This window comes from Nocardia asteroides (genome assembly GCA_019930625.1).
Classification (GTDB): domain Bacteria; phylum Actinomycetota; class Actinomycetes; order Mycobacteriales; family Mycobacteriaceae; genus Nocardia; species Nocardia sputi.
Window position 1 is genome coordinate 2718153 of sequence record CP082844.1, and the last position, 25800, is coordinate 2743952.

Below are 25800 nucleotides of genomic sequence, written 5' to 3' on the forward strand. Positions count from 1 at the left end.
TATCTAGCCGCATCGGCATTCTGCTCCCGGCAGGCCGACGGCCCGTGAACGGCCATGAACCCGCTGCTGAGCATGCTCAGCGTGTGCGCGCTGCTGGTAGGAGCGATCGTCGGTGTCGGTTCCTGTCTGCCGCATTGCCGCGCCGAGGACGCGCACCGGCCGCCCGATGAGCCGTTCACCGTCGAACAGGCGCATCGGGTGATGCAGGGCCACCGCCCCTGCCGCGCGGATGCCTGCCCGCGCAAGCAGGCGGCCTTCCGCACCCTGGTCGCGTCCGGCCGAGTCGTGCCCGACAGCCGGGCCGACGGATACTCGCGTTGACCGAACGTCGGCGCTCGAACTCGTTGCCGATCGGCGTGATCCGCGCGGCGGCGGTGTTCACCCGCTGATCGGGGCTATGGCGAGGGGACCCGATCAGCGCCGGGGTCCTCGTGTCTCCGTACGACGGGGATACGAGGACCCACCGGTGTTCGCGCAGCGCGACAGGCTCCGCTCCTTCGGCAGATGGAATCTCCGGAGCCGTCGAGTAATTCATCCGCTGCCGGGATGTCGACTATGCGCTCGGAAGCGATCGCGGGAGCCCGAACGACGGGAGCACGCTGTTGTCGAAGCGCGTCATGGCGCTGATCCGGTCTCCGCTCAGGGTGAGGACGTAAAGGCCGGTTCCGTAGCGGATGCCGGTCGGCGCGCGCAGATAGGCTCCGAGCGCCGGTTGACCATTGGCTCGCGTCGGAACGAGGTCGAATCTCCGGCCCGCCCGGAAGATACCGGCGAAGAAACGCGCCACGACGTCTCGGCCTTGGTATTCGAAGGGAATCGGTGGCATGGACACGAAGACGTCGTCGGTCAGAAGGCGCACCAGCGCGTCGAGATCGGCCGATTCCCACGCGCGGACGAATCTCGCCACGATCACCTCCTCTGCGGGTGCATAGGAGGAGGGCGGGGAGACGCTCGTGGGCCGTCGGTACCGCAAGCCCGCGCGCGCCCGTTTGAGAGCGCTCTTGACCGAGTCGACCGTCGAGTCCAGCATGCCCGCCACCTCTTCGGCGTGGAATCCGAGCACATCGCGCAAGATGAGCACGGCGACTTGGCGCGGCGGCAGGGTCTGCAGCGCGGTCACGAAGGCAAGGGAGATGGCTTCGGTCTGCTCGTAGCGGGCTTCCGGGCCGAGCGGCGCGTCGATGACACCCTCGGCCAGTGCGTCCGGAAATGGCTCCAACCAGGCGATTTCGCCGAGACGGGTCGGCTCGGGCGGTTCGACGCCGGGCACGTCCCACTCCTTGGCACGGCGTCGCCCGGCAGACCGGCGCGCATTGAGACACCGGTTGGTGGCGATGCGGTAGAGCCAGGTGCGCAGCGAGGCGCGGCCCTGAAACCCGCCGAAGCTCTGCCAGGCCGACAGCAGCGTTTCTTGCAAGGCGTCCTCGGCGTCCTGGAACGATCCGAGCATCCGGTAGCAATGCACCTGGAGCTCCCGGCGGTGGGGCGCGATCAGCTCCCGGAACGCCTCGCCGTCTCCGGCTCGCGCCCGGGACATCAGGTCACCGGCTGCCACCCTCGCATCACCTGCTCCCGCGCGTCGGGGCACTTCCATCGTGTACAGACACCATCCACGGCGCAAAGGGGTCGGTCGGCGAGCGCCACTTCTCCGCCGTCGCGGTGTCTGTATCGGGTGGTAGCTGTCGCCGACTCAGGAGACCCGAATGGGAAAGATCATCATCAGCCAGAACGTCTCGCTCGACGGAGTCGTCCAGGATCCGACCGGTGCGGAGGGCTTCGACCGTGGCGGTTGGTTCCTCCGGATCGGAGACGAGGACCGGGAAGCGTGGGCCGAGCTCCAGCTCGCCGAGGCGTGGGGCGCAGAGGCGCTGCTGCTCGGCCGGCGCAGCGACGAGTGGTTCGCCGCGCGCTGGTTGTCCAGGAGTGGCGCGTGGGCGGACAGATTGAACAGCCTGCCCAAGTACGTCGTGTCCTCGACCCTCGGGAAGGCCGAGTGGAGCAACTCGACAGTCCTCGCGGGTGAGATGGTCGACGAGGTCTCGAGATTGAAGCGGGAGCTGGACGGTGACATCGTCGTCTACGCCAGCGCCCGGTTGGTCCACGCGCTGATCGAGCACGGCCTCGTCGATGAACTGCGGCTGACGGTGTATCCGGTCGTGCTCGGGGCCGGACGGCGACTGTTCGGCGAGACCGGCGACAAGAAATCTCTGCGCCTCATCGATGTGCGCACGGTCGGCTCGAGCCTCGTCTTTCTCGTCTATCAGCACGTCCGACATGCTCAGCGTGCGTGAGCCCGGTATCGATGAGCACTGATGGGCTGTCGAGGTCGCCCCGCCCGCCTGCTGGGTTGAAGCCGGGGTGCTCCTCGGCGGCTGTGGCCCCGGCCCCCGGTCGACCGCCGCCGCAAACGGGGCTCGATCGGGTAGGTCAGGTCACCGGGTGGCCCGCCGTGGGCTGCGCTTCGACCGCGTCGATGCCCACGGGTCGGCCGCAGTCCTGGCAAACGGTTTGCTGGTGGACCGCGCCGCCGCACGCGGTGTGCCGGAGGACGACCGGCGGCTCGCCCGGCGCGGCCCATCGGTCACCCCAGTGCGTGAGGGCCACGATCACCGGTTGCAGTTCGTGGCCCTTCTCGGTCAGCACGTACTCGTGGTACGACGATCCGGCCGGATCGGGACGCCGATCCATCAGCCCCATTTCGACGAACCAATCGAGACGGGCGGCGAGGATGTTGCGCGCGATCCCGAGGCTGCGCTGAAAGTCCCCGAAGCGGGTGACACCCCGGAAGAGCGCATGACGAATGATCACCAGGCTCCAGCGCTCACCGACGATCTCGAGCGCCCGCGCCGCGGAGCAGTCCTGCGTTTCGTACGTCCGGCCGAGCATCGTCTCAGCATATCCCAGCGGTTGCATCACGAAACTTCCGACTGCTATGTTCACCTGGTTTCATCACGAAACCAGATTCGGTCGGCGGTGCTCGCACCTGCCCACCCGGATCGATGGCCGGTCCCGAACAAGGAGTCAGTAGTGCTGCTCGAGAAGAAGAACGCGATCGTCTACGGGGCCGGAGGAGCCGTCGGAAGCGTGGTCGCGCGCGCTTTCGCAGGCGAAGGGGCGCGGGTGTTCCTCGCCGGACGCACCCGCTCCACGCTGGAGACGGTCGCTGACGAGATCAGGGCGTCGGGTGGTGTCGCCGACGTCGCCACGGTGGACGTGCTGGACGAGGACGCCGTGGAAAATCACGCGGACGCGGTGGTCGCCGAGGCGGGCTCCCTCGATATCTCGTTCAACGCGATCAGCCTGCCCCAGACCGGTATTCAGGGCACTCGGATCGCCGACCTGCCCCTCGACGGCTTCGACCTGCCGATGTCCACCTATCCCAAGGCCAACTTCCTGACCGCCAGAGCCGCCGCGCGACGCATGACCGGCCAGGGGTCGGGCGTCATCTTGACGATCACCGCGTCTCCGTCGCGAACGGCCGTCCCGCTGATGGGAGGGATGGCGCCGGCATGGGCGGCGATCGAAGCGTTGTCGCGGGGGCTGGCCGCCGAGCTCGGACCGCACGGCGTCCGGGTGGTGTGCTTGAACGCGGCGGGAATGCCGGAATCGCCGCAGCTCTCCGAGGTGTATGGCCTGCACGCCGATGCCTATGGCATCAGCCGCGACGCATTCAGCTCCCGTATGGCGGAGCGGACGCTGCGCAAACAGCTGCCCACGATCGCCGAGATCGCGGACGTGGCCGCCTTCGTCGCCTCCGACCGCGCCGCCGCGATCACCGGGGCGGTCGCCAACCTCACCGGCGGCATGGTCGTCGACTGACCCGGCCCGGAACGTACCGCAAACTCACGTGATCGATGCCGGGTTGGTTGGGATACTGACGCATCCCTACAACCAGGAGGATCTTTTCCGTGACCCACTCCGGGGTTCTGCCATTGCTCGATCAGGTCGCCGCCGCCGTCTCCGACGCGATCGACCGAACCCGGCCGGAAACGGCGGGGGCAGACCCTGTGGTCCGACGATCCACTCACGCCGACTTCCAGTCCAATGCCGCGCTCGCACTCGCGAAGCGGTTGAAGCTCCGGCCGTCGGATTACGCGGCCGAACTGGCGACGGCATTGGCTTCCGCGCCCGACCGGTCGATCCGGTCGGTGGAGTTGTCCGGCCCGGGATTCCTGAACGTCACGGTGTCCGACCGAGCCGTGTGGCAGCAGGTCGCCGCCCGGCTGGGTGACGATCGGCTCGGCGTGGCGGCCACCGAGGACGGCCGCCGCACCGTGGTCGACTACTCCGCCCCCAACATCGCCAAGGAGATGCACGTCGGGCATCTGCGCACCACGATCATCGGTGACAGCCTGGCCCGCGTGCTGGACTTCCTCGGCGCGCACGTGATCCGCCAGAACCATCTGGGGGACTGGGGGACTCAATTCGGGATGCTCATCCAATATCTCGATGAGCACCCCGACGCGCGGTGGCGCCACGACGACCTCGACGGCGGCGAGGATTCGGCGGTCTCGGCCCTCGACGGTCTCTACCGGGCCGCGCGGGCGGCTTTCGACGCCGACCCGGAGTTCGCCGACCGGTCCCGCGCGCGGGTGGTCGCGTTGCAGGCCGGCGACCCGGCGACGCTGGCCCGCTGGAGCGAGATCGTCGCCGAGTCGGAGAAGGCATTCCGTGACATCTACGACCGGCTCGGCGTGCTGCTCACCCCGGAGGACAACGTGGGAGAGTCGTTCTACAACCCGATGCTCGCCGACACCATCGAAAAACTGGTCGCCAAGGGCATCGCGGTCGAGAGCGACGGGGCGCTGGTCGTCTTCTCCGAAACGGTGACCGGCCCCGACGATCAGCCGGTGCCGCTGATGGTGCGCAAGCGCGACGGCGGCTACGGCTACGACACCACCGACCTCGCGACCATCCGCCACCGCATCGGCACTTTGCGTGCCCAGCGGCTGCTGTACGTCACGGACTCGCGCCAGGCCCTGCACTTCCAGTTGATCTTCGAGACCGCCCGCCGCGCCGGGTGGCTCACCGAAACCGTCGAGGCCGAGCACATCGCCTACGGCACGGTGCTCGGCCCCGATGGCAAACCTTTCAAGACCCGCGCGGGCGGAACCGTGCGTCTGCTGGACCTGCTGGACGACGCGGTCTCCCGTGCCCGCGAGGTCGTGCGCGAGAAGAATCCCGAACTCACCGCGGCAGAGCTGGATTCGATCGCGGAGCAGTCCGGCATCGGCGCGGTGAAGTACGCCGACCTGTCCACCTCACGAGTGAAGGACTACACCTTCGACCTCGCCCGCATGACCGCCCTCACCGGCAACACGGCGGTGTACCTGCAATACGCGCACGCCCGCATCCGGTCCATCCTCCGCAAAGCCGGTGAGCCGACCCCGGAGGTGGATGCCGAGCAGGCTCTCGAACCAGCCGAACGCGCACTCGCTCTGGAGCTGGACGCGTACGGCAGCGCCGTCGCGGAAGTGGGGTCCACCCTGGAACCGCATCGCCTGTGCGGCTACCTCTACGACCTGGCCCGCGACTTCACCACCTTCTACGACAACTGCCCCGTCCTGACCGCCCCCGAACCGACCCGAACCAATCGCCTCGCACTGTGCTCACTCACCGCCCGCACCCTCGCCCACGGACTGGACCTCCTGGGTATCGCAGCACCTGAACGCATGTGAGCCGACGACCGTAGGGTGAAACGCCGCCACCGCAAGCATCCTGCACCGCGACTGCGACTTCACCACCTGCTCCACTCTCGTGGCCGCAACCATCGCCCTCTCGCGACGCTTTCGCCTACTCCCGCACATACGCCCGATGACCAGTGCCGGGGCCCTCCGAGCGGAAGCAAGGGCGAACGCTGCGTACCGGGCCGCGGCAACCCCCGATCCACGCGATCCGCCGGGACCGCAATCGGGGCAGCCCAGGCGGGGATGTCGGGGTGCACGCGGAACTCGGTGTCGCGCTGCTCCGCCTGTCGATCTGCCGGCCGATCGCTCGGAAGTGAATGCCTCTGACTGCCAACCATTCTGAATCTTCCAGCCGTCTTCGCCATCACTTCTATCGCATGCAACGGGAAGTGTGCCCTTAGTTCCCTGGAGACGCGGCACTTCCTGGGGAACAGCGTGATTCGCTTGCGCGGAACACCGCGCCGCCCGGGAGATCGATGCTATGGTCGGGGAGATCGTCAGATTACGGTTCGAGTGCAGGTCTACTCTTTGCGAAATGATAACTATCCATTGGTATTCGGGGTCCGTCGGATAGGCTGGCAAGCGTGTTGCCGGCGAAGTTGTAGCAATAATTGTATTGGCCTCGCTGGTGAGACGTCGATAACTTCATCGCGCCTTTTGCATTAGGAGTGTCATGTCCTCGTTTGGGGAGGATGGGGGGAGTGGTGGGGCCTTCCTCGTGGACTGGGATCAATATTCCCAGGCGCCGATTTTCAAGCACCTCACGGCGATAAATTTTTTCCGGCTGACCATTAATTTCCCACGGTTCAAATCGTGGGATGACTCGTCGAAGATGGGCATGCTGGCGGACTGCGTTTACGAGGAGGCGTACGAACTCCTCGCGCGATCCGGTTTGTACAGCTTCGACCAGTTGAATCGCACCTCGGCGGACGACTCGGTGGGCGTGCACTACAAGGACGCTGATGCTGATTTCCGGCTGCAGTTGACCACCTCGAACGAGCTGTCTCTGACGCGGCCGGGCTCTTCGATGAAGCGTTTCTACGAGTGGTACCGGCTCATCATGCCGGAAGTTCACCGGCTGTACGAGAAGGTCCGGGAGTTCATGGAACTTTCTTCGGAGCCCAAGAACGGGACCCGGCGCGACATCATCCCCGCGCGCGCCGGCTTCTCCTTCAAATACATCTTGCACGACTTCCATACGGAGGGCCGGTTCAACCAAGACGTGAAGAACTCGGCGCTCATCGGGTCGTCGATGTCGAAAGTCCCTGGCCCCGATGGCAAGCTCATCGAGTTGGACGAGAACCAACTGGGCAGTCTGGGCAGAATCGATCTGGCGGTCAGTCGCTGGATCAAGGCGCCGGGTGGGACCATCAGGGAGATATACAGTGTGGAAGCGCCGGGTAATCTCGATTACGGCACGATATGGGCCGATTTCCACTACCTCGCGGAAACCCGGGACGATAAGGAAGGCAGGCGCGTAGAGCCCGATTTCTCGGCTTTTCTACGCCGGTTCGATCATCCGGTGACAGATTTCCTACGGGATAGGGCGCTGAAGGGGTATCTTTCCGATCTGACCGACGGGGTCGAGTTCAAGACCACGCCGGGATTGCTGCCCTGATGAACAGTTCGAGGCAGAATTCAATCGGTACATCGACTCCGGTGGCGTTCGTCATCTCACCTTTCGGTGATCCCTACGACTCGTACTTCGGCGAAATATTCGGCCCAGCACTCGAGAAGGCCGGCATGGTCGCCAAGCGGGGTGATTCGATATTCCGAGCCGGTAACGTGATCCGGCAGATCTGGGACCTCATCGAGGAGAGCTCGGTGATACTGGCGGACGTCTCGGAGCAGAACGCGAACGTGTACTACGAACTCGGCCTCGCGCACGCACTGGGCAAACCGTGCGTGTTGATCACCCGCGACACGTCGAGCATTCCTTTCGATCTGCGCAATCAGCGGCATCTCGAGTACCGCACGCAGCGCCCCCGCTGGGCCGATGTGCTCGAGAGGGAGATCGTCCAGGCCGTCGTCGAAACCATGCAGCGCCCGGAACTTTCGGTCGTCTTCCCCGAACGATCGGTGGCGGTCGCGGAGGCGGGCGGGTCCCCGGAGTCGGCGCAGCTGCTGATGCTCCAGGCAGCCGTGGATTCCCTGCGCCAACAGCTCGACTCGGCGAAGCCGGCGTCCGGGTACCGGCCCGAACTCGGGCTCGGTACTGCGGAGGAGCTCAGAGCACTCGCCGAGAACATGCTGGCGCAGGGAAGCAGTCCGGAGAAGGTGGTCGACGCGCTGCGGGAACGGGGTGCGCCCGCGGTATGGGCGGATTCGATTGTGCGCCAAATCAAATTGCAATGACGGGGGATGGCCGATGCCTGATGCCATACAAATCGCGGTGATCGCGGGCGAGATTCTCGCCAGCGAATCACTGGTCGCGGCTTGGACGGACGAAGAGAGAGAAAGGCGCTCGCGGTTCTCGGAACGAATTTACGCGTTCGCGGCGCACCTACCTCTCGGGGAGACTCTGACGGTTCGGCTCGAGACCCGCGACAAACCGGGGTCACTCCGCGTGTGCATGACGTTGCGTACCGAGAGCGGAGAACCATCCGTGCACTTCGGTGGCCTCGCGAATCTGCTCGGAGAGCCCGACAGCCCGATAGTGGGCGCGGTCGAGCCGGAAGTCGCGCGGCCGACTCCGCCGTTGCCGCATCGCTACTCGATTCGCCGCTCCATGTTCCGGGCGGACACGCCATCGCGAAGGCGGCCGCTGCAACCCACATACGAGCCGCTGACGAGCTTGCGCGGATTGTGTGCGGCGATGCTGGATCAGGCCTTCGTACGGCTCGAAGTCATCGTCAAGCCGATCGGTCCGAACGGCCGCAGCCTCGAGGACCTCGCGCGCGATGCCAACGGACCGGAGGGAATGACTCCTGAACTACTGACCAGCATCCTCCGGACGGGTGGACCGTTCGTCCGCGCGACGGTGACGCTGGTATGTAGCGCCGAGCCGTCGCCTCGGCTGCTCTCCGCGATTCGCTCGATCGGAGCTCCGCTCGAGATCCAGCGTCTCGAGGACTCCCGTCCGGCACCGGAAATCCTGGGCGCCCGCACACTCGCGGCTCTCATGCGCATCCCGGTGGCACACGAGGCGTCCTTCCCCGGCTTCCCGGTCGTCCCCGCACATTTCGTCCGCGCGCCGGAACAGGTCGTCAGCGCGGCCGCGGGCGAGGGTATCCGCCTCGGGCTGGCAAGAGATGCCAAAGGTGAGGCTCTCGATGTGCTGCTGCCCGTGGCCGATTTCTCGCGCCACGTCTATATCCCGGGGCAGACCGGCTCCGGCAAATCGACGATGTTGCGCGCCATGGCGTGCGAGGTGGCCGCGGCAGGTCACGGAATCCTGTTCATCGACCCGCATGGCGACGCGGCAATCCGGCTCCTCGGCGATCTACCGGCGAGCAGAACGCGGGACGTTCATTTCATCGACGCTTCGGATCTCGATGCGCCTGCGCCCATCAACCCGTTCGCCGTCTCGGATCTTCTCCAGCGAGACACCGCGCTGGCCAATGTCACGGCGATGTTCGCGGATCTCTTCGATCCCACACAACAGGGCATCGTGGGACCTCGCTGGGAATCCTGGTTCCGGATGGGGATGCTGACCCTGATCGCGGCAAAGGGCCGCAGGGCATCGCTCCTGGATGTGCCTCGTCTTTTCCTGGACAAGAAGTACCGGACAACTCAGCGTGCGTCGGTGAAAGAGCAGTTTTTGAAGGACTTCTGGGATCAGGAAATGGAGCAGACCGACGCGCATACGCTGTCGGAGGTCCTGGGGTGGTTCACCAGTAAGTTCACTGCTTTCCGAACGAATGCCGTGCTGAGGAAGATACTGGGCAGCGGGCACGACATGCTCGATCCGACCGAGGTGATGGACAACGGCAAGATCATTGTGGTCTCACTGCAGAAAGGCGAGATCGGCGCTCCCGTGGCGCAGCTGCTGGGCTATCTGTATCTCACCCGCTATTGGACTGCGGCACTGAGGCGAAGCACCGATAAACCGTTTGCTCTCTTCGTCGACGAGGCGCAATCCTTCTCGAAGGGTGCGCTACCGGACATTCTGGCGGAGGGCCGGAAATTCGGCCTGTATGCGGTCATCGCCAATCAATATTTGGAGCAGCTCTCCGAGCCCATTCAACACGCCTTGCTGGGAAACGTGGGCACCGTGCTGGGCTTCCGGATGGGTGATCGTGATGCGGAGCAGTTCGCCGGGCGCTTCGGCCCGGAATTCGCCACCGAGGCGCTGCGCCGACTTCCCAATCACTACGCCGCATGCTCGCTGCTGCTCAACGGCATGGTGCAACCCGCCTTCAGTCTGGAGGGCGACCACATCTCGCGCCAGCGAGCCCGGTCGGTCAAGGGCATGGATAGGCAGATGGCAGCGATCAAAAGGTCCAGTCAGTCCTTCTTCAAGAGTTCGCTACAGGCCGCGATGAAGTCGCCGAAACCTGGTGGGGACGCGGAATCAGCTCCTGTGGCGGAGAGCATCACCGAATCCGAGCCGGCGGTCGTGGCGGAAGGAATAGGAACCACGCGCACGCACCCCGCGGCCGGATCGTTCGTCGATGCGCTGCGGACCAAACTGATCAAGGCTCGTAGCGAAGGGGGCACAGCAGATGATCGAGCTGAATGACTCCATGTTGGAGAAGCTCGGGTTGGTGGATCTGCCGCCGAAGATTCGCCATACCATCTTGGAAACGATTTATGAGCAACTCGAATACCGCGTGGGAAGTGTGCTGTCTGCCGGCTTGACGGATGCGCAGCTCGAGGAGTTCGAAGCGCTGATGAACACCGAGGAATTCCGCTCCGGGAACGACACTGCGGCGGCGCAGTGGCTGGCCGAGAATTGTCCGGACTATCGAACGAAGGTCATGGACTGCCTGAACGATCTTCAGCTGGAGATAGTTGACAATAGAATAGCGATTCGCTCGATGGTCATCAGTGCTGCGCCGGAACCGATGGTCGATTTCGTCGAGAAGGTCACGAAGAACCGAGACCTGGCTCTGGCGCGTGACCTGTTCATCTACATCGGCGATGTCCAGGCAATTCGCAAGGCTGGTGTGCGGGAATTGCGGGCGGTGCCGGATATCAGTCCGTCGGTCGTGAAGCGCATTCGAACGCTTGCTCGAAGCGATTCGGGCTCCGTGTCCGCCGGTGGTCTACCGCAGCGCCGGCGGGAAATCTTGACGGCTAGGTTCGGATCGTGGGAAAAGGTGCTCGAGGCATCGGATTCCGACATCCTCGCGGTGAAAGGGATCGGTCCTGCCACGCTCGCCCGGTTGCGCGGAAGCTGATCGCCTCGCCCAGTTGTCCGTCACGGCCCGGTTGACCGATCTTTTTCATGTCCGCCAGTCGGACCGGTGATCGTTCACCGGTATCGAGCCCTCGTCGAAGACGGTTCGCCAGCGCGTGGCCGATGCGATCATGTCGTGCCCGACGAATTCGAGGAACTCTCCCATCGCGCGAAAGCGTGACCCGGCCGGTGTCGCGGCACCGAACACGTCTACGCCGTGCCGGGCGGCTTCGGCAAGAGCGTGGACCTGCCGCGCACTCGCCAAAGTCGCCTCTACCCAAGTGTCTTCGTCGAGAACATAGCGGTCGCGCCGGCGGCCCGCGTCGCGGACGCGGCGGATGAGTCCCTGCGTTTCGAGCACACCGACGGCCGAGGAGATCGTTGCCGGACTGACCCGCAGTCGCTGCACCAGTTCGGCGGCGGTGAGACTGCCGCTGTCGCAGGAGTAGAGGCTCGCGAGCACGTTGGCCGCGGACCGCGGGATACCGGTTCGCACCATCAATGAGGTGAGCTGATCCAGATATTCGCGCGTCGCGGCGTCCTCGGCAGTGGTCGCACTCGGAGCGGTCGGCCGTCTACGCCTACGCGCGCGCCGCTCGGTCGCTTGCTGGGCGCGCTGTGGCTGATAGCGGTTCGGACCGCCGTTGCGCGTCACCTCCCGGCTCACCGTCGACGTCGGCCGCTGGAGTTGCCGGGCGATCTCGGCGTACCCGAGCCCCTGTGCCAGTCCGCTCGCGATCTCTCGGCGATCGTGCGGTGTCAGTCTGCCACCCGGCATCGTGCCCCCTTCTCGGCTCAGCTCGCATTGCGTAGCAGTATGCGTTCAAGCGCATCTCATTGCAATTCTCAGAACCTGGTCTTTGCATTGAGCTTCAGATCGTTGCAATCCAGATTTGTCAATTACCTGCATATATCGGCGAACTGTCCACGTCTTTTGTGGACTCGCTTCTGAACGCAACATAGCGTTCAGATATGTCTAAACTATCGAGCCCGAAAGGCGCCACCGTGTCACAAGCCATGCCCGACGCAGTAGAACTCCCCACCTCCCGCAGGGCGGGATGCCCGTTCGATCCGCCTCCCGGCTTGGCGACGATCCGCGCGCAACGCCCGCTGACTCCGATGACCTTCCCCGACGGTCACCAGGGATGGCTGGCCACCGGCTATTCGGTGGTACGGGCAGTGCTCGCCGACCCGCGCTTCAGCGTGCGGTACGAGATCACGCACTACCCGCTGGCCGACGCGGGCGACATCCCGCCTGCCGTGCCGGGCGACATGCTCGGAGTCGACGCACCGGAGCACACGCGATACCGAAAGCTGCTGGCGGGGAAATTCACCGTCCGGCGAATGCGACAACTCACCGAGCACATCACGAGTATCACCGAAGACCATCTCGACGCGATGGAACGCACCGGTGGTGCGGTCGATCTCGTCGAGACCTTCGCCTACCCGATCCCCGCATTGGTGATCTGCGAATTGCTCGGCGTGCCCTATGCCGACCGCGGCCTCTTCCACGAGAACATGGTCGCCCTCGGTGGGGTGGACGACTCGATGGACAAGCGGCTGGCGGCCTTCACCACGATCCAGGAGTACGTGCATGGGCTGGTGCTCACCAAACGCGCCGAGCCGACCGACGACCTGCTCAGCGACCTCACCGACACCGACCTCACCGACACCGAACTAGCCGGTATCGGCGCTCTGCTGCTCGGGGCGGGCCTGGATACCACGGCGAACATGCTGTCGCTCGGCGCTTTCGCGCTGTTGAGCCACCCTGAACAGCTCGCTGCGGTGCGCGCCGAACCCGATAACACCGAGCGGGTTGTCGAGGAGCTGATGCGGTATCTGAGCATCGCGCACACCGGTGCCCGCACCGCTTTGGCGGATGTCGAGCTGGACGGACAGGTGATCAAGGCGGGCCAGACGGTCGCCCTGTCGATTCAAGCCGCGAACCGCGATCCCGCGAAGTTCGATGACCCCGACACCCTCGATGTCGCCCGCAACGCGGTCGGGCACCTGGGCTTCGGCCACGGCGTGCACCAGTGCCTCGGTCAGCAACTGGCCCGCGTGGAGATGCGGGTCGCGCTGCCCGCACTGCTGCGGCGGTTCCCGGGGCTGCGGCTGGCGGTGCCGCCCGCCGAGGTTCCGCTGCGGCACGGCCTGGACATCTATGGCGTGCACTCACTGCCGGTTACCTGGTGAGGGAAGCGGATGAAGATCAATGTCGACCGGCAACTGTGCATCGGGGCGGGCATGTGCGCGCTGACCGCACCGCAGGTGTTCGATCAGGACCACAACGGCAAGTCGGTGGTGCTGCGACCCGAACCGCCGCGCTGCCACCATGCCGCGGTGCGCGAAGCCGAACAGGCGTGCCCGGCTGCGGCGATTCGGATCGACGCCGAATGACTCAGCTGCGGGGCGACGCTCGTTCGCGCCTGACAGTTGGCGCCGCTACCTCGGGCCGGCAGCCACTCGGCCGTTGAGGCGGCACCGTCCTGCCGCGAACCATAGTCGGGCCGGTCAGTCTCCGGTCGGTCCGGCGGCGGTCAGGGCCTCGAATTCGCTGTCGGTCAGTGTGATTCGCGCGGCGGCGATGTTCTCCTCGACGTGCGCGACGCTGGAAGTGCCGGGGATCGGGAGCATGACGGGGGAGCGGCGCAGCAGCCAGGCGAGGGCGAGCTGGGCGGGGGTCGCGCCGTGTTCGGCGGACGCGGTCGACAGGGGACCGCCCGGGGCGGCGAGTTCACCGGTGGCGATGGGGAACCACGGAATGAACGCGATGTTCTCCTGTTCGGCGTAGTTCAGTACGTCCTCGTCGGCCCGGTTGGCCAGGTTGTACAGATTCTGCACCGAGGCGATGGTGGCGATCTCACGCGCTTGACGCAGTTGTTCGACGCTCACCTGGGACAGGCCGATGTGGCGGATCTTGCCCTCCTGCTGGAGCGCGACGAGTTCGCCGAGCTGGTCGGCCAGCGGCACCTGGGGGTCGATGCGATGCAGCTGGTAGAGGTCGATCCGGTCGACACCGAGGTGGCGCAGGCTGAGTTCGGCTTGCTGGCGCAGGTATTCGGGCCTACCGACCGGACGCCACTCGTTGGGCCCCTGCCGTGTGAGCCCCGCCTTGGTGGCGATGACGAGATCATCGCGATAGGGGTGCAGCGCCTCGCGGATCAGATTCTCACTGACGAACGGGCCGTAGGAGTCGGCCGTGTCGATGAAGTTCACGCCGAGTTCCACCGCGCGGCGCAGGACCCTTACCGCCTCGTCCGGGTCCTTCGGATCACCCCACACCCCGGGGCCGGTCAACTGCATCGCGCCGTACCCGAGCCGGTGCACCGGAAGATCGCCGCCGATGGCGAAGGTGCCGGAGGCAGCGGCGGGCTGGGCGTCGATATCTGTGCTCATGAGGATGGTTCCTTCCGAAGCCGCAAACTGGGGAAATGCTCCACGAGCGTCGCGTCGATCGGAACGCGCGCTCCTCCTGCCGCAACAGCGGTGAAGCGGGGTCGATTCCCTCCGAGGTGTTCGCCGCTGGCGTAATACTCCGCGAAGTCCTTCGGCGGGGCCCGAGCTTGCGTGTAGCTCGCCGCACTGGTAACGCCTCGATGGGGGTGCGGGCCCCACCGCACTCGACGCCGTCGAGCAGGTGTGCGGCTCTACTGCGCCGGTCGGCCGAACAGGATCACCTGCATCAAGCGGATCACACGCCCTGGCGAGCAGACCGGGTCGCTGGAGCCGAAGCGTTCACCCAGATCGACCACCAAGGCGAATCCGGCGTGCACGAGCAAGCGCGCCTCAGCCGGGGAAAGCTCGGGCCGCATGGCGACCAGCAATTTGGCCCACTCCTCGACATTGAGTCGCTGGATGTTGCGCAGCACGGTGCGCTCCTCCGGCGGCACGTTGCTGATCTCGGCGTAGTAGACGAAGGTCAGCTCGCGCTCGGCGAACGAGCCGGCTACGTACAACTCGATCAGCGTGCCGAGCGCCTGCTCGGGCGTCTCGGCGGCGGCGACGGCGGGCCCGATGACGGCCGACACCCGATCCGCCGCTCGGCGGAACGCGGCCGTGAGGATGTCGCCCTTGCCGCGATAGAACCGGTACACCGCCGAGGAGGCGGGCAGTCCGGCGGCGGTCGCGATGTCCTCGACGCTGACGTTCGGGTACCCGCGCTGGTGGAACAGCTCGACCGCGCGCGTCAGCAGCAATTCGTGTTTGAACGTCAGCGGGATCTCGGCGGCGAGGTTCTCGGTTTCGGCGCTGCCGGGCGGGGGCAGCTCGCACGCGGCGACCGCGCGGCAGGCCGCGGTCAGCCGCGCGGTGAGCGCCCGCACCGGGATCGACACGTGGTGATCGCCGATGCTGCTGAGCACGCTCAGCTCCGCCGTGGCGAGCACGGCGCGGTCGGCCTTGGACAGCGCGGGCCTGGTCTCGGCGAGCAGCGACATGAGCGCGGCGTTCACACCGGCGAGCTGGTCGGCGAGGGTGGCCGCGTCGGCGTCCTCCAGGTAGCGCCGCTGCCACCGCAACAACGCGGCGCTACGCCGGTTGGCGATGGCGGCCGCGATCAGAGCGTCGAGCACTCGTTCGAGACGTTGTCCGGCGGGCAGGCCGGTGGCTTCCGGCAGCCGCGCGGCTTCCTGGCTGACCGCGCCCAGCCGCAACACTTCCTCGCGGAACAACGCGTACTTGCTCGGGTAGTGGCGGTACAGCGCCGCCGAGCTGATGTCGAGCCGCGAGGCGATGTCGTCCATGCTGACGCCGTGGTAGCCCAGCGCGCCGAACGCCTCGGCCGACGCCGCCGCGATCTGGGCGCGGCGGTCGCGCGGCCGGCGCCGGACCACCCGTGCGGGTGTCCCGTCGGCCGCCTTGTCCGCAGCGCGGCGATCCCGGGCACCCATGCCGCGATGGTAGCCCAGTCAGACCTCCGGCACCCCAGCGTTTCCCTACCGGGGGAAGAATTGAACGGCAGATCACAAAGAAGCTGCGAACCAGCTTTCAAGTCGCATTATCCGTACATTCATCCGAGAATTCGCGATAACATATAGCGCTAGCGCGCGGGCCGTCCGAAGAGCACCAGTTGCATCAGCAGCCGCACCCGGTCCTGGGCGGCAAGCGGTTCGTTGCCGAAGGCGCGACCGAGGTCGACGACCACCGCGAAGGCCGCGTGGACGAGGATGCGCGCCTCGGCCGGAGTGAGCTCCGAGCGCACCTCCCGCAGCAACCGCGCCCACTCTTCGACGCTGAGCCGCTGGATATTGCGCAGGACCGTGCGCTCCTCGACCGGAACATGCTGGAACTCCGTGTAATACACGAAGGTGAGGGCGCGTTCGGCGAACGATCCGGCGACGTACTGAGCGATCAGCGCGGTGAGCGCGTCCTCGGCATCCGTGGCCGCCGCCACGGCGGGGCCGACAGCGCCGGAAACCCGTTCGGCCGCCCGGCGGAACGCGGCGGCGAGGATATCGCTCTTGCCCCGGTAGAACCGGTATACCGCCGAGGCCGCCGACAGGCCCGCGGCCGTCGCGATGTCCTCCACGCTGACGTTCGGATAGCCGCGCTCATGGAACAGCTCGACCGCTTTGCGCAGCAGCAGTTCGTGTTTGAACGAGTCCGGTATCTCCACCACCGCGACCGGCTCGACCGCGCGCTGTGCGGGCAGTTTCGCGTGCGCGACCGACCAGCACGCCGAATGCAGCAGGCGGGCAAGCGGTTTCACGGGAAGAGCGGCGTGGTGGTCGGCGACGCTGGTGATCGTGCTGAGCAGGGCCGCGCGCAGCACGCGCAGGTCTTCCTCGGCGAGTTCCGGGCGCAGCGCGGCCAGCTCGCCGCCCAGTGCGCCGAGGACCGTGGCCTGTTGCTCGTTGAGCGTGGTCTGGTCGTCGGGCTCGAGGTACCGGCCCTCCCAGCGCACCAGCGTGACGGTCGGGCGGTTCTCGATCGTGACCGCGATGAGCGCGTCGAGCACGTGCCGGAGGCGCTGCTCGGCCGGCCACTGCGCCGCCTCCTCGGGCAACTGGACCGACTCGGTCATCGCCCGGCCGACGCGCAACAGTTCTTCTCGGAACAGCGCGTACTTGCTCGGGTAATGGCGGTACAGCGCCGCGGAGCTGATCCCGAGCCCGGAGGCGATGTCGTCCATGCTCACGCCGTGGTAGCCCAGCGCGCCGAACGCGGCCGCCGACGCCGCCGCGATCTGGGCACGGCGATTCTTCGGCCTGCGCCGGATCTCCCGAGGTGCCGAGTCGCCGCTGCTCGCCTTCCGCGCCGTACGGCGATTGTCGACACTCATGACGAACATCGTAACGACCTGGTCGTATGGCCGGGGCCGCCGTGTCACGCGATACGGCTCCCGGGGATGAGCGGCCCCCGGGAGCCGTACCTGTGCGCCGGGCTCCGGGGGACGAGGTGTGCTGTCCGCGCCGGTGCGCCCGGAAATCGACAACCCGACTGGGCGGAGCGGGGGCACCACGACGCCATGCCGTGCAGGTTGTCGAACGAGGATAAACTTACACTAATATATGTGCAGAACAAGACCACATAATGTGAAGAATTCGTATTTACATATTGCTATGTTGGCGTGCTGACGACCAACCCGGGCCTTCCGCGCGACGCCGTGGTGATGGCGCGGATCTCGCAGCGATCGCAGCCGTACCCGAGGTGCGAAAGGTCCTTGCGGACGGCGGTTCCCGGCGGTGCGGAGGCGCTCTCCGGTAGTCCCTGCGTTCATCGGAGCGCTCCCGCACCGGCTCGCCCGCGAGACCGAAACCGTGCCGGAGTCGGTGGGCCGGGCTCGATACCGCCGACGGCGAGTCCACGGTGTTCGATCTCGGCGACCGGCAACGCGGCGAGGTGCGATGTCCTCGGATGGATCGCTATTCCGCAGGAGGCGAGGCGTCGGAGCCGGCCGGGAGGGCGAAGCCGGTTTGGCGCAGCAGGCTGCGCAGGTATGCGGTCAGGTCGGCCGGTCGCGGGTCTTCGCTCGCTTGGGATCGGACGGGTTCCAGCAGCAGGTGGTGGATGATCGCGCCGTTGAGCATGTCGAGCAGGATGTCGAGGTCGGCTGCCGGGGTGAGGACGCCCGCGGCTCGAGCTTGTTCGAGCAGGGCGCGCGAGCGTTCGCGCCGAGGCAGCACATGGTGGCGCCAGTAGGCGTCCAGCAGCGCAGCAGGCCCGGGCGGCATGGATGCTCGCGTGGTGGATGCCCTCGGACTCGCGATGCCGACTGCCGCGGACCGGCTGGTTCTTCGGCGCGAGGAGCGACCCGGACTCCGGCCGATGCCGGACGGTCGAGGCCGGGCGGCCCGATTCGGGACCGAAAACCGTCCGGCGCCCCCGTTCGTCCGAATACGACTGTGACGGTGCGTCTTTCTGGTAAGGAGTTCGGCATGGCGTTGGCTTTGCACCCGGTGGACCCCATACCTGTGGTGGGCGCTGTGGTCGCCGCGGCACGGCGGATCACGGCGCGCTATCGGCTCACCCCGCAGGAGAAGCGCAACCTGAACGCCGCCCGCGGCGCGCGGCCTGCGGTCTTCACCGCATCGATAGGAGGGCGCGTCTACCGCAGATGACGCAGTATTGCCCGGAAGGTTTCCACAGATATATGCTGATGTATATGAAGACGATGATCGATGTGAACGACGAAGCCCTAGCCCTCGCCGCCAAGGAGTTGGGCACCACCACGAAGAAAGACACGGTGAACGCGGCACTGCAGTTCGTCGCCGACCGGAGGCGCAGGATCGAACAGGTTCTGACCGATCCGTACGGGTTCGGCGTCGGCCCCGACATCGGTGACGGCGAGATAATGCGCGAGGCTCGCCGTTGAGCGAAACCACCCCGCTCCGTTTGCATCTCGTGGACACCTCCGCAAGCGCCCGACTCGCGCACGAGCCGGTGCGTGCTGTGATCGCCGGACTGATTGCCGATCGCGCGGCCGCGACCTGTGTCACGGTAGACCTGGAAGCCGGTTACTCCGGACGCAACCTCGCCGACGTGCAGAACATCGCACAGCGCCGTCGCGCTCTCTACGTCAACCTGCCGATCAATGAGACGATCGCCGAGCGTGCACGAGAGGTTCAGCAGTTGATGGCTCGCAAAGGCCACCATCGAGCCGCGGGGATCGTGGATCTGATCACTGCCGCCGTCGCCGAATTCCATGGGGCCGTACTGGTCCACTACGACGCGGACTTCGAGCATATCGCGGCGTTGACGAGGCAGCCCCATGTCTGGGTCGTGCCACAGGGCAGCCTCCACTAGGCGCTCATGCGCGGTCGCCGCTTCAGCTGCGCGCCGCCGGCCGAATGCCCGCGTACCAGTCGAGCAGGTCCGGGTCGTCCACCGCGCTGCGTTCGACGACGCGGCTCGGCTCGGCGCCCTGGAACAGCTTCTTGATGGGCACTTCCAGCTTCTTGCCGGTGCGCGTGTGCGGGATGCCGGGGGCGAGGATGATCTCGTCGGGGACGTGGCGGGGCGACACCTCGGTGCGGATGGTGTGGTCGATGCGGGTTTTCAGCTCGTCGGTGAGTTCCGCGTCGGGAGCGAGGACCACGAACAGCGGCATCCAGTATCCGCCGTCGGGCTGCTCGGCGCCGATCACCAGCGCCTCGGCGATCTCCGGGAGCCGTTCCACGGACTGGTAGATGTCGGCGCTGCCCATCCGGATGCCGTGCCGGTTGAGCGTGGAATCCGACCGCCCGTGCACGATCACGCTGTGGTGATCGGTGACGGTGATCCAGTCACCGTGCCGCCAGACGCCGGGGAACATGTCGAAATACGCGTCGTGGTAACGCTTTCCGTCCTCGTCGCGCCAGAAGGAGACCGGCATGGACGGCATCGGCGCGGTGACGACGAGTTCGCCCACCTCGCCGCGTACCGGCTGCCCGGCCGGGTCGTAGGCGTCGAGCGCGACGCCGAGGTAGGGCGCCGACAGTTCACCGGGCCACACGGGCACGGTGCGCACGCCGCCGATGAAGGCCGACACCACGTCGGTGCCGCCGCTGATCGAGGAGACCTGTACGTGCTCGCCGACGTTCTCGCCGAGCCACAGCGCCGAGGAGGTGGGCAGCGCGGAACCGGTGATCCCGACGGTGCGCAGCGCCGACAAGTCGTGGTCGGCGCGCGGTACGGAGCCCGCTTTGATGCACGCCAGCACGTAGCCGGGGCTGGTGCCCAGCACGGTCGCGCCGACTTCGGCGGCGATACGCCACAACGCGTCCGGAGCCGGAGCGGTCGGGCTGCCGTCGTAGGTGACGATGGTCGCTCCGGCCAGCAGACCCGCGATCTGGAAGTTCCACATCATCCAGCTCGGGCTCGTGTACCAGAAGAAGGTGTCCTCGGGACCGATGTCCGATTGCAGGGCAACCGCTTTCAGGTGTTCGAGCACCACGCCACCGTGGCCGTGCACGATGCCCTTGGGCAGACCGGTGGTGCCGGAGGAGAACACGATCCACAGCGGATGGTCGAAATCCACCGGCTCCGTGGTGATCACCGCCTCCGTGGCGGTGACCGCTTCGTCCCAGGAGGTCGCGTCCGGTACCTCGAGCCCGAGCCGGGAAACCGCGATCGTGCCCCGCAAGGATTCCAGGCCCGCGCGCAACGCGGCGATGTCGTCGCGCTTGTCGTGCGCCTTGCCGCCGAAACGGTAACCGTCGGCGGTGACCAGGACGGTGGGTTCGAGCTGCCCGAGCCGGTCCAGCGCGGCTTTCGGCGAGTAGTCCTGGCCGCAAGCGCTCCAGATGGCGCCGATGCTCGCGGTGGCCAGGAACGCGACCACCGCCTCCGGGATGTTCGGCAGATACCCGGCCACCCGGTCGCCGGGCCGAACGCCCAGTGCACGCAGCGTCTGCGCGAAAGCCGCTGTGTGGTCGATCAATTCGACCCAGGACACTTCTCGTACCGCGGCGTCCTCGCTGACGGCTTTGATCGCGGGCCGGTCGGTGCGTAACTGCCGGATCACCTGGTCCACGTAGTTCAACCGGGTGCCGGGGAACCACTGGGCTCCCGGCATCTCGGCGCTCGCCAGGACCTCACCCGCGACGTCGCCGAGCTGGAAGTAGTCCCACAGCGCGTGCCAGAAACCGGGGAGATCCTCGACCGACCACTGCCACAACGCGTGATAGTCGGCCGCGTGCACGCCGGTGCGCGCCGCGACGAATCGCGCGAAGTCGGTGATGGTCGCGCTGGCGATGTCTTCTTCGGTCGGCACCCATTGGGGTTGCATCGCGGTCCTCCTGGTTGTGGAAACTCGGTGCTCAGTCGCGGTCGGCGCGCCGCACGATCTGCTCGGCGTGCCGGAACACGGGGCCATCGACCATCCTGCCCTCGAGGGCGAAGACACCGCGATGCTTCGGCGCCTCCTCCAGCACTCGCATGGCCCAGGCGAGCTCCTGCTCGGACGGCGCGTAGGCGGCCCGCAGCACCGGCACCTGGGACGGGTGGATCGCGACCTTGGCGTCGAAACCGACAGCGACCGCGTCCTCGGCTTCGGCGCGCAGACCCTCCGGATCGCGAAGGTTCAGATACACCGAGTCCAGGGCGAACTTGCCGTGCGCCTTGGCGGCCAGCAACGTGGTCGAGCGCACATGCCGGGCCACGTCGCGATAGCTCCCGTCGGCGTGCCTGCTCGCGGTGCCGCCGAGCCCGGCCACCAGGTCCTCCGCGCCCCACATGACGCCGATCGCGTTGCTCGCCGCCGCCTCGCCGACCGTGAGCGCGCCGAGGGGCGACTCGATCAGCGCGATCACCTCGTAGTCCGCCAGCGCCGAGACCTGTTCGGCCGACTCGCATTTCGGCAGCATCAGTCGTCGGTAGACGGTGTCGGCCAGCGCCGCGAGATCGAGCGCGTGCTCGTCGGTGCCGGCCGCGTTCACCCGCACCACGGTGGTCTCCGGGTCCAGCGGCGTGTCCAGCAGCGCCTTGCGCGCCGATGCCTTGTCGTGCGCGGCGACGCCGTCCTCCAGGTCCAGGATCACCACGTCCGCCGCCGCGGCCGCCTTCGCGAAGCGATCGGGACGATCGGCCGGGCAGAACAACCACGCCGGTCCCGCCATCTGCCAGCTCATGCCAGGTCCCCCTCCGGGGCGGACGTCTCCGCGGAGGGCGGAGCTTTGCGGACCAGCGTTTTGCGGACCGCGGTGGCGACGACGTCGCCGTGCTGGTTGCGTGCCGTGTGCGCGAAGGTCACGATGCCCTCTCCGGGGCGGCTGTTCGACTCGCGCTTGTCGGTGACCACGGTCTCGGCGTACATGGTGTCGCCGTGGAACAGCGGCTTGGGGAACGCCACCTCCGAGAAGCCGAGGTTGGCCACGATGGTGCCCTGGGTCAGCTGCGCCACCGACAACCCGATCAGGGTGGACAGCGTGAACATGGAGTTCACCAACCGCTGGTTGAACGGGGGCAGCCGCTCGCTGAACGCCGCGTCCAAGTGCAGCGCTTGCGTGTTCATGGTCAGCGTGGTGAACAGGACGTTGTCGGCCTCGGTGATGGTGCGGCCCGGTCGGTGCTCGTAGACCACCTCGGTGTCGAACTCTTCGAACCACAGGCCGCGTTGCACGACCGCGCGCCGGGTCACAGGCCCAGCTCCCGTCCGATCAGCATCAGCTGAACCTCCGTCGTCCCCTCGCCGATTTCCAGGATCTTGCTGTCGCGATAGTGCCGGGCGACGGCGTATTCGTTCATGAAGCCGTAGCCGCCGAAGATCTGTGTCGCGTCGCGGGCGTTGTCCATGGCGGCCTCGCTGGCCACCAGCTTCGCGATGGACGCCTGCTTCTTGAACGGCTTGCCCGCCAGCATCAGCGCCGCGGCGTCGTAGTAGGCCGTCCTGGCGGCATGCGCCCGCGCTTCCATCCTCGCGATCTTGAAAGCGATGGCCTGGTTGCGCCCGATCGCCTGGCCGAACGCTTCCCGCTCCTTGGCATAGCGGACGCTCTCGTCCACGCAGCCCTGCGCGGCCCCTACCGAGAGCGCGGCGATGGCGATGCGCCCTTCGTCGAGGATGCGCAGGAAGTTCGCGTAGCCGCGGCCGCGCTCGCCGAGCAGGTTGTCCTCGGGCACGCGCACGTCGGTGAAGCTGAGCGGATGGGTGTCGGAGGCGTTCCAGCCCACCTTGTTGTACGCGGGCTCGGCGACGAAACCGGGTGTGTCGGTCGGCACCAGGATGGTCGAGATCTCCTTCTTGCCGCCGGTCTGCCCGGTGACCGCGGTGACCGTGACGAGCTTGGTGATGTCGGTGCCGGAGTTGGTGATGAACTGCTTGCTGCCGTTGATGATCCATTCGCCGCCGTCGGCGACCGCGGTGGTCCTGGTGCCGCCCGCGTCGCTGCCCGCGCCCGGTTCGGTGAGGCCGAACGCGGCGAGGTTGCGGCCGCTGGTCAGCTGCGGCAGCCATTCTTGTTTCTGCTTGTCGTTGCCGAAGCGGTAGATCGGCATCGCGCCCAGCGAGACACCGGCTTCCAGCGTGATCGCCACGCTCTGGTCGACCTTGCCCAGCTCCTCGAGCGCCAGGCACAAGGCGAAGTAGTCGCCGCCCATGCCGCCGTACTCCTCGGGGAACGGCAGGCCGAACAGACCCATCTCGGCCATTCCCGCGACGACTGCGTAGGGAAAGGTGTGGTTCGCGTCGTGCTCGGCCGCCACCGGCGCGACCACCGACCGTGCGAAGTCGCGCACGGTCAGCGCGAGATCCCGGTACTCCTCCGGCAGCGTGCCGGTGGACAGGAAGTCGGTCATGTGGGGGTTCCTTCTCGTTCGGCCTGTTCGGCGTGGTTCGTTTCGGCCTGCGCGACGACGCGCGCCAGCACTTGGTCGAGGCGCACCTGGACGCCGGGCTCGACCAGCAGTTCGACGGTTCCGGCGACCGGCGCGGTGAGCGAGTGCTCCATCTTCATCGCCTCCACGATGACCACCGGATCGCCCGCGGCGACGGCGGCGCCGGAAGCGACCGGTATCGCGATCACCGAACCGGGCATGGGAGAGCGGATTTCGGCGTCGCCGACGTGTTCGTCACCGCCGCGCACGTTCGTCTCGGCCACTTCGCGCAACCCCGCGATGCCCGACGGTCCGGCCACCCACAGCAGGCCGTCCTGCTCTGCGACCCGGTAGGTGCGGCGCAGGCCGTCGCGGGTGAGGGTGAGCACGCCCGCGTACGGATCGCCGGAATCGGTGAAAGAGGCTGTCAGCGAGAGACTTTCGCCGTCACCGACCCGCACCGCGCCGTTGTCGGGTGTGCCGGAGAGGTAGACGTGCTCGACCCGCTCGCCGCCCGCGAGCCGGATCGGTGTGGGCGCGTCGGCCCCGATCCGCCAGCCGGACGGGACTTCCCAGGGATCGCGCGGCGCGGCCGGCCAGCGGCGCAGCCAGTGCCAGGCCGCCGCGGCGACGAACTCGTCGTCGCCGACCGGGGCGGGATGGAAGTCGGCCACCCGCCGGTCCAGCAGGTCGGTGTCCAGCCGACCCTCGGCCACGTCCGGGTCGGCCAGCAGGAAGCGCAGGAACTCGATATTGCTGGTCACGCCGAGCAGGACCGTGTCGGCCAGCGCCCGGTCGAGTTTCGCGAGCGCGGCGGCGCGGTCACCGGCGTGCGCGATGACCTTCGACAGCATCGGGTCGTAGTCGCTGCCGACGCGCGTGCCGATCCGCAGGCCCGAATCGACCCGCACCCCGGGGCCCTGCGGCTCGTCGAGGTCGAGCACCGTGCCGCCGGTAGGCAGGAATCCGCGCCCGGGATCCTCGGCGTACACCCTGGCCTCGATCGCGTGCCCGACCATGCGGATGTCGTCCTGCGCCACCGCCAGCTTCTGCCCCGCCGCCACCCGTACCTGGCTTTCCACCAGGTCGATGCCGGTGACCAGCTCGGTCACGGGGTGCTCCACCTGCAAGCGGGTGTTCATCTCCATGAAGAAGAACTCGTCGGGGCGGTCGGCGGAGACGATGAACTCCACCGTGCCCGCGCCCACGTAATCCACGCTGCGCGCGGTGTTGCAGGCGGCGGCTCCGATTCTGGCCCTGGTGGCGGCGTCGAGCAGCGGCGAGGGGGCCTCCTCGATCACCTTCTGGTGGCGGCGCTGCAAGCTGCACTCGCGCTCGCCCAGGTGCAGCACGTTGCCGAACTGGTCGGCGAGGATCTGCACCTCGATGTGCCGCGGCCGGGTGACGAAGCGTTCCAGGAACAGCGTGTCGTCGCCGAACGCGGCGGCGGCTTCACGTCGGGCGCTGCGCAGCGCCTCCGGCAGCCGAGCCGGATCGTCCACCCGGCGCATGCCCTTGCCTCCACCGCCCGCGGACGGCTTGACCAGCACCGGATACCCGACTTCGGCGGCCGCGGCGATCAGCTCGTCGTCGGTCAGACCGGGTGTGGCGATGCCGGGCACCACCGGGACGCCGAACGCGGCCACGGTGTTCTTCGCGGTGATCTTGTCGCCCATCACCTCGATCGCGCGAGGCGGTGGGCCGAGGAAGACGATGCCCGCCTCGGCCAGCGCGGCGGCGAAGGCGGCGTTCTCGGAGAGGAAACCGTAGCCGGGGTGAACCGCTTGCGCGCCGGTGCGCACGGCGGCGGCCACCACGCGGTCGATGGCGAGGTAGCTCTCCCGGGCGGGGGCCGGGCCCAGGCGCACCGCCGAGTCGGCTTCGTGGACGTGGCGGGCGTCGGCGTCGGCGTCGCTGTAGACGGCCACCGAGCGAATGCCCAAGGCACGCAGAGTACGGATCACCCGTACCGCGATCTCACCGCGGTTGGCGACGAGCACGGTGTCGAATCCGACGGGAACGGATTTGTTCAACATC

General features: G+C 67.1%; 25 protein-coding genes. 13 read left to right on the forward strand and 12 right to left on the reverse strand.

What is annotated here, in order from left to right:
- Nucleotides 1-126: 126 nt before the first annotated feature.
- The gene (locus K8O92_12395; protein UAK35654.1) at nucleotides 127-321 is read left to right on the forward strand and encodes a hypothetical protein; all 195 of its coding nucleotides are present in this window, start codon (nucleotides 127-129) and stop codon (nucleotides 319-321) included.
- A gap of 232 nt (nucleotides 322-553) precedes the next feature.
- Here the strand turns inward: K8O92_12395 and K8O92_12400 are convergent, their stop codons facing one another.
- Nucleotides 554-1555, reverse strand: coding sequence for a sigma-70 family RNA polymerase sigma factor (locus tag K8O92_12400; GenBank protein ID UAK34564.1), 1002 nt, complete (start codon nucleotides 1553-1555; stop codon nucleotides 554-556).
- A gap of 148 nt (nucleotides 1556-1703) precedes the next feature.
- Between K8O92_12400 and K8O92_12405 the strand changes: the two genes are divergently transcribed.
- Nucleotides 1704-2291 (forward strand): dihydrofolate reductase family protein, encoded by a 588-nt coding sequence (locus tag K8O92_12405; GenBank protein ID UAK34565.1) that lies wholly within the window; start codon nucleotides 1704-1706, stop codon nucleotides 2289-2291.
- A gap of 136 nt (nucleotides 2292-2427) precedes the next feature.
- Here K8O92_12405 and K8O92_12410 read toward each other — a convergent pair whose 3' ends face one another.
- Nucleotides 2428-2886, reverse strand: a complete 459-nt coding sequence (locus K8O92_12410) for a helix-turn-helix transcriptional regulator (protein UAK34566.1) — start codon at nucleotides 2884-2886, stop codon at nucleotides 2428-2430.
- Between K8O92_12410 and K8O92_12415 the strand changes: the two genes are divergently transcribed.
- From K8O92_12415 to K8O92_12440, 6 genes are all read left to right on the forward strand, one after another.
- The gene (locus tag K8O92_12415) at nucleotides 2794-3819 is read left to right on the forward strand and encodes an SDR family oxidoreductase (GenBank protein UAK34567.1); all 1026 of its coding nucleotides are present in this window, start codon (nucleotides 2794-2796) and stop codon (nucleotides 3817-3819) included. The two genes, K8O92_12410 and K8O92_12415, sit on opposite strands and share 93 nt — an antisense overlap.
- A gap of 89 nt (nucleotides 3820-3908) precedes the next feature.
- The gene (gene argS, locus K8O92_12420) at nucleotides 3909-5678 is read left to right on the forward strand and encodes an arginine--tRNA ligase (GenBank protein UAK34568.1); all 1770 of its coding nucleotides are present in this window, start codon (nucleotides 3909-3911) and stop codon (nucleotides 5676-5678) included.
- 727 nt (nucleotides 5679-6405) lie between these two features.
- Nucleotides 6406-7305, forward strand: a complete 900-nt coding sequence (locus tag K8O92_12425; GenBank protein UAK34569.1) for a hypothetical protein — start codon at nucleotides 6406-6408, stop codon at nucleotides 7303-7305.
- A 41-nt stretch (nucleotides 7306-7346) separates the two neighbouring features.
- On the forward strand, nucleotides 7347-8042 hold the full coding sequence (locus K8O92_12430) for a hypothetical protein (GenBank protein UAK34570.1): 696 nt from the start codon (nucleotides 7347-7349) through the stop codon (nucleotides 8040-8042).
- Between the two features lie 13 nt (nucleotides 8043-8055).
- Nucleotides 8056-10368, forward strand: coding sequence for a type IV secretion system DNA-binding domain-containing protein (locus tag K8O92_12435; protein ID UAK34571.1), 2313 nt, complete (start codon nucleotides 8056-8058; stop codon nucleotides 10366-10368).
- Complete coding sequence (locus K8O92_12440; protein ID UAK34572.1) at nucleotides 10352-11029, forward strand: DUF5663 domain-containing protein; 678 nt, start codon at nucleotides 10352-10354, stop codon at nucleotides 11027-11029. The genes K8O92_12435 and K8O92_12440 overlap by 17 nt, the downstream gene beginning before the upstream one ends.
- A 45-nt stretch (nucleotides 11030-11074) precedes the next feature.
- Here K8O92_12440 and K8O92_12445 read toward each other — a convergent pair whose 3' ends face one another.
- On the reverse strand, nucleotides 11075-11806 hold the full coding sequence (locus tag K8O92_12445; GenBank protein ID UAK34573.1) for a helix-turn-helix domain-containing protein: 732 nt from the start codon (nucleotides 11804-11806) through the stop codon (nucleotides 11075-11077).
- A gap of 239 nt (nucleotides 11807-12045) precedes the next feature.
- Here K8O92_12445 and K8O92_12450 point away from each other — a divergent pair, with 239 nt between their 5' ends.
- Both K8O92_12450 and K8O92_12455 read left to right on the forward strand, forming a co-directional pair.
- Nucleotides 12046-13224, forward strand: a complete 1179-nt coding sequence (locus K8O92_12450) for a cytochrome P450 (protein UAK35655.1) — start codon at nucleotides 12046-12048, stop codon at nucleotides 13222-13224.
- A gap of 9 nt (nucleotides 13225-13233) precedes the next feature.
- Nucleotides 13234-13428 carry a ferredoxin gene (locus tag K8O92_12455; protein UAK34574.1) on the forward strand — a complete coding sequence of 65 codons (195 nt, stop codon included), beginning with the start codon at nucleotides 13234-13236 and terminating at the stop codon, nucleotides 13426-13428.
- 114 nt (nucleotides 13429-13542) lie between these two features.
- Here K8O92_12455 and K8O92_12460 read toward each other — a convergent pair whose 3' ends face one another.
- The 4 genes from K8O92_12460 to K8O92_12475 form a co-directional block, all read right to left on the reverse strand.
- Entirely contained in the window at nucleotides 13543-14427 is an 885-nt protein-coding gene (locus tag K8O92_12460) for an aldo/keto reductase (GenBank protein UAK34575.1), read from the reverse strand.
- Nucleotides 14428-14678: 251 nt separating this feature from the next.
- Nucleotides 14679-15920: a TetR family transcriptional regulator gene (locus K8O92_12465; GenBank protein ID UAK34576.1), complete on the reverse strand. Its 1242-nt coding sequence runs from the start codon at nucleotides 15918-15920 to the stop codon at nucleotides 14679-14681.
- Nucleotides 15921-16069: 149 nt separating this feature from the next.
- Complete coding sequence (locus K8O92_12470; GenBank protein UAK34577.1) at nucleotides 16070-17311, reverse strand: TetR/AcrR family transcriptional regulator; 1242 nt, start codon at nucleotides 17309-17311, stop codon at nucleotides 16070-16072.
- Between the two features lie 583 nt (nucleotides 17312-17894).
- Entirely contained in the window at nucleotides 17895-18203 is a 309-nt protein-coding gene (locus K8O92_12475; protein UAK34578.1) for a TetR/AcrR family transcriptional regulator C-terminal ligand-binding domain-containing protein, read from the reverse strand.
- 204 nt (nucleotides 18204-18407) lie between these two features.
- On the opposite strand from K8O92_12475, the gene K8O92_12480 reads away from it, so the two are divergent.
- Genes K8O92_12480 through K8O92_12490 form a run of 3 tightly spaced genes read left to right on the forward strand, consistent with a single transcriptional unit; the run spans nucleotide 18408 to nucleotide 19275 of the window.
- Nucleotides 18408-18590 carry a hypothetical protein gene (locus K8O92_12480; GenBank protein ID UAK34579.1) on the forward strand — a complete coding sequence of 61 codons (183 nt, stop codon included), beginning with the start codon at nucleotides 18408-18410 and terminating at the stop codon, nucleotides 18588-18590.
- Nucleotides 18591-18622: 32 nt separating this feature from the next.
- A complete protein-coding gene (locus K8O92_12485) occupies nucleotides 18623-18844 on the forward strand; it encodes a type II toxin-antitoxin system VapB family antitoxin (GenBank protein UAK34580.1) in 222 nt (73 codons plus the stop codon).
- 29 nt (nucleotides 18845-18873) lie between these two features.
- A complete protein-coding gene (locus K8O92_12490) occupies nucleotides 18874-19275 on the forward strand; it encodes a PIN domain-containing protein (protein ID UAK35656.1) in 402 nt (133 codons plus the stop codon).
- A gap of 22 nt (nucleotides 19276-19297) precedes the next feature.
- Here K8O92_12490 and K8O92_12495 read toward each other — a convergent pair whose 3' ends face one another.
- The 5 genes from K8O92_12495 to K8O92_12515 are packed head-to-tail and all read right to left on the reverse strand — an operon-like array spanning nucleotide 19298 to nucleotide 25799.
- Nucleotides 19298-21238 (reverse strand): acetoacetate--CoA ligase, encoded by a 1941-nt coding sequence (locus tag K8O92_12495; protein UAK34581.1) that lies wholly within the window; start codon nucleotides 21236-21238, stop codon nucleotides 19298-19300.
- Between the two features lie 31 nt (nucleotides 21239-21269).
- On the reverse strand, nucleotides 21270-22079 hold the full coding sequence (locus tag K8O92_12500) for a CoA ester lyase (GenBank protein ID UAK34582.1): 810 nt from the start codon (nucleotides 22077-22079) through the stop codon (nucleotides 21270-21272).
- Nucleotides 22076-22588 carry a MaoC family dehydratase gene (locus tag K8O92_12505; protein ID UAK34583.1) on the reverse strand — a complete coding sequence of 171 codons (513 nt, stop codon included), beginning with the start codon at nucleotides 22586-22588 and terminating at the stop codon, nucleotides 22076-22078. The genes K8O92_12500 and K8O92_12505 overlap by 4 nt, the downstream gene beginning before the upstream one ends.
- Nucleotides 22585-23745, reverse strand: a complete 1161-nt coding sequence (locus K8O92_12510; protein ID UAK34584.1) for an acyl-CoA dehydrogenase family protein — start codon at nucleotides 23743-23745, stop codon at nucleotides 22585-22587. The genes K8O92_12505 and K8O92_12510 overlap by 4 nt, the downstream gene beginning before the upstream one ends.
- Entirely contained in the window at nucleotides 23742-25799 is a 2058-nt protein-coding gene (locus K8O92_12515) for an ATP-grasp domain-containing protein (GenBank protein ID UAK34585.1), read from the reverse strand. The genes K8O92_12510 and K8O92_12515 overlap by 4 nt, the downstream gene beginning before the upstream one ends.
- Between the last annotated feature and the right edge of the window lies 1 nt (nucleotide 25800).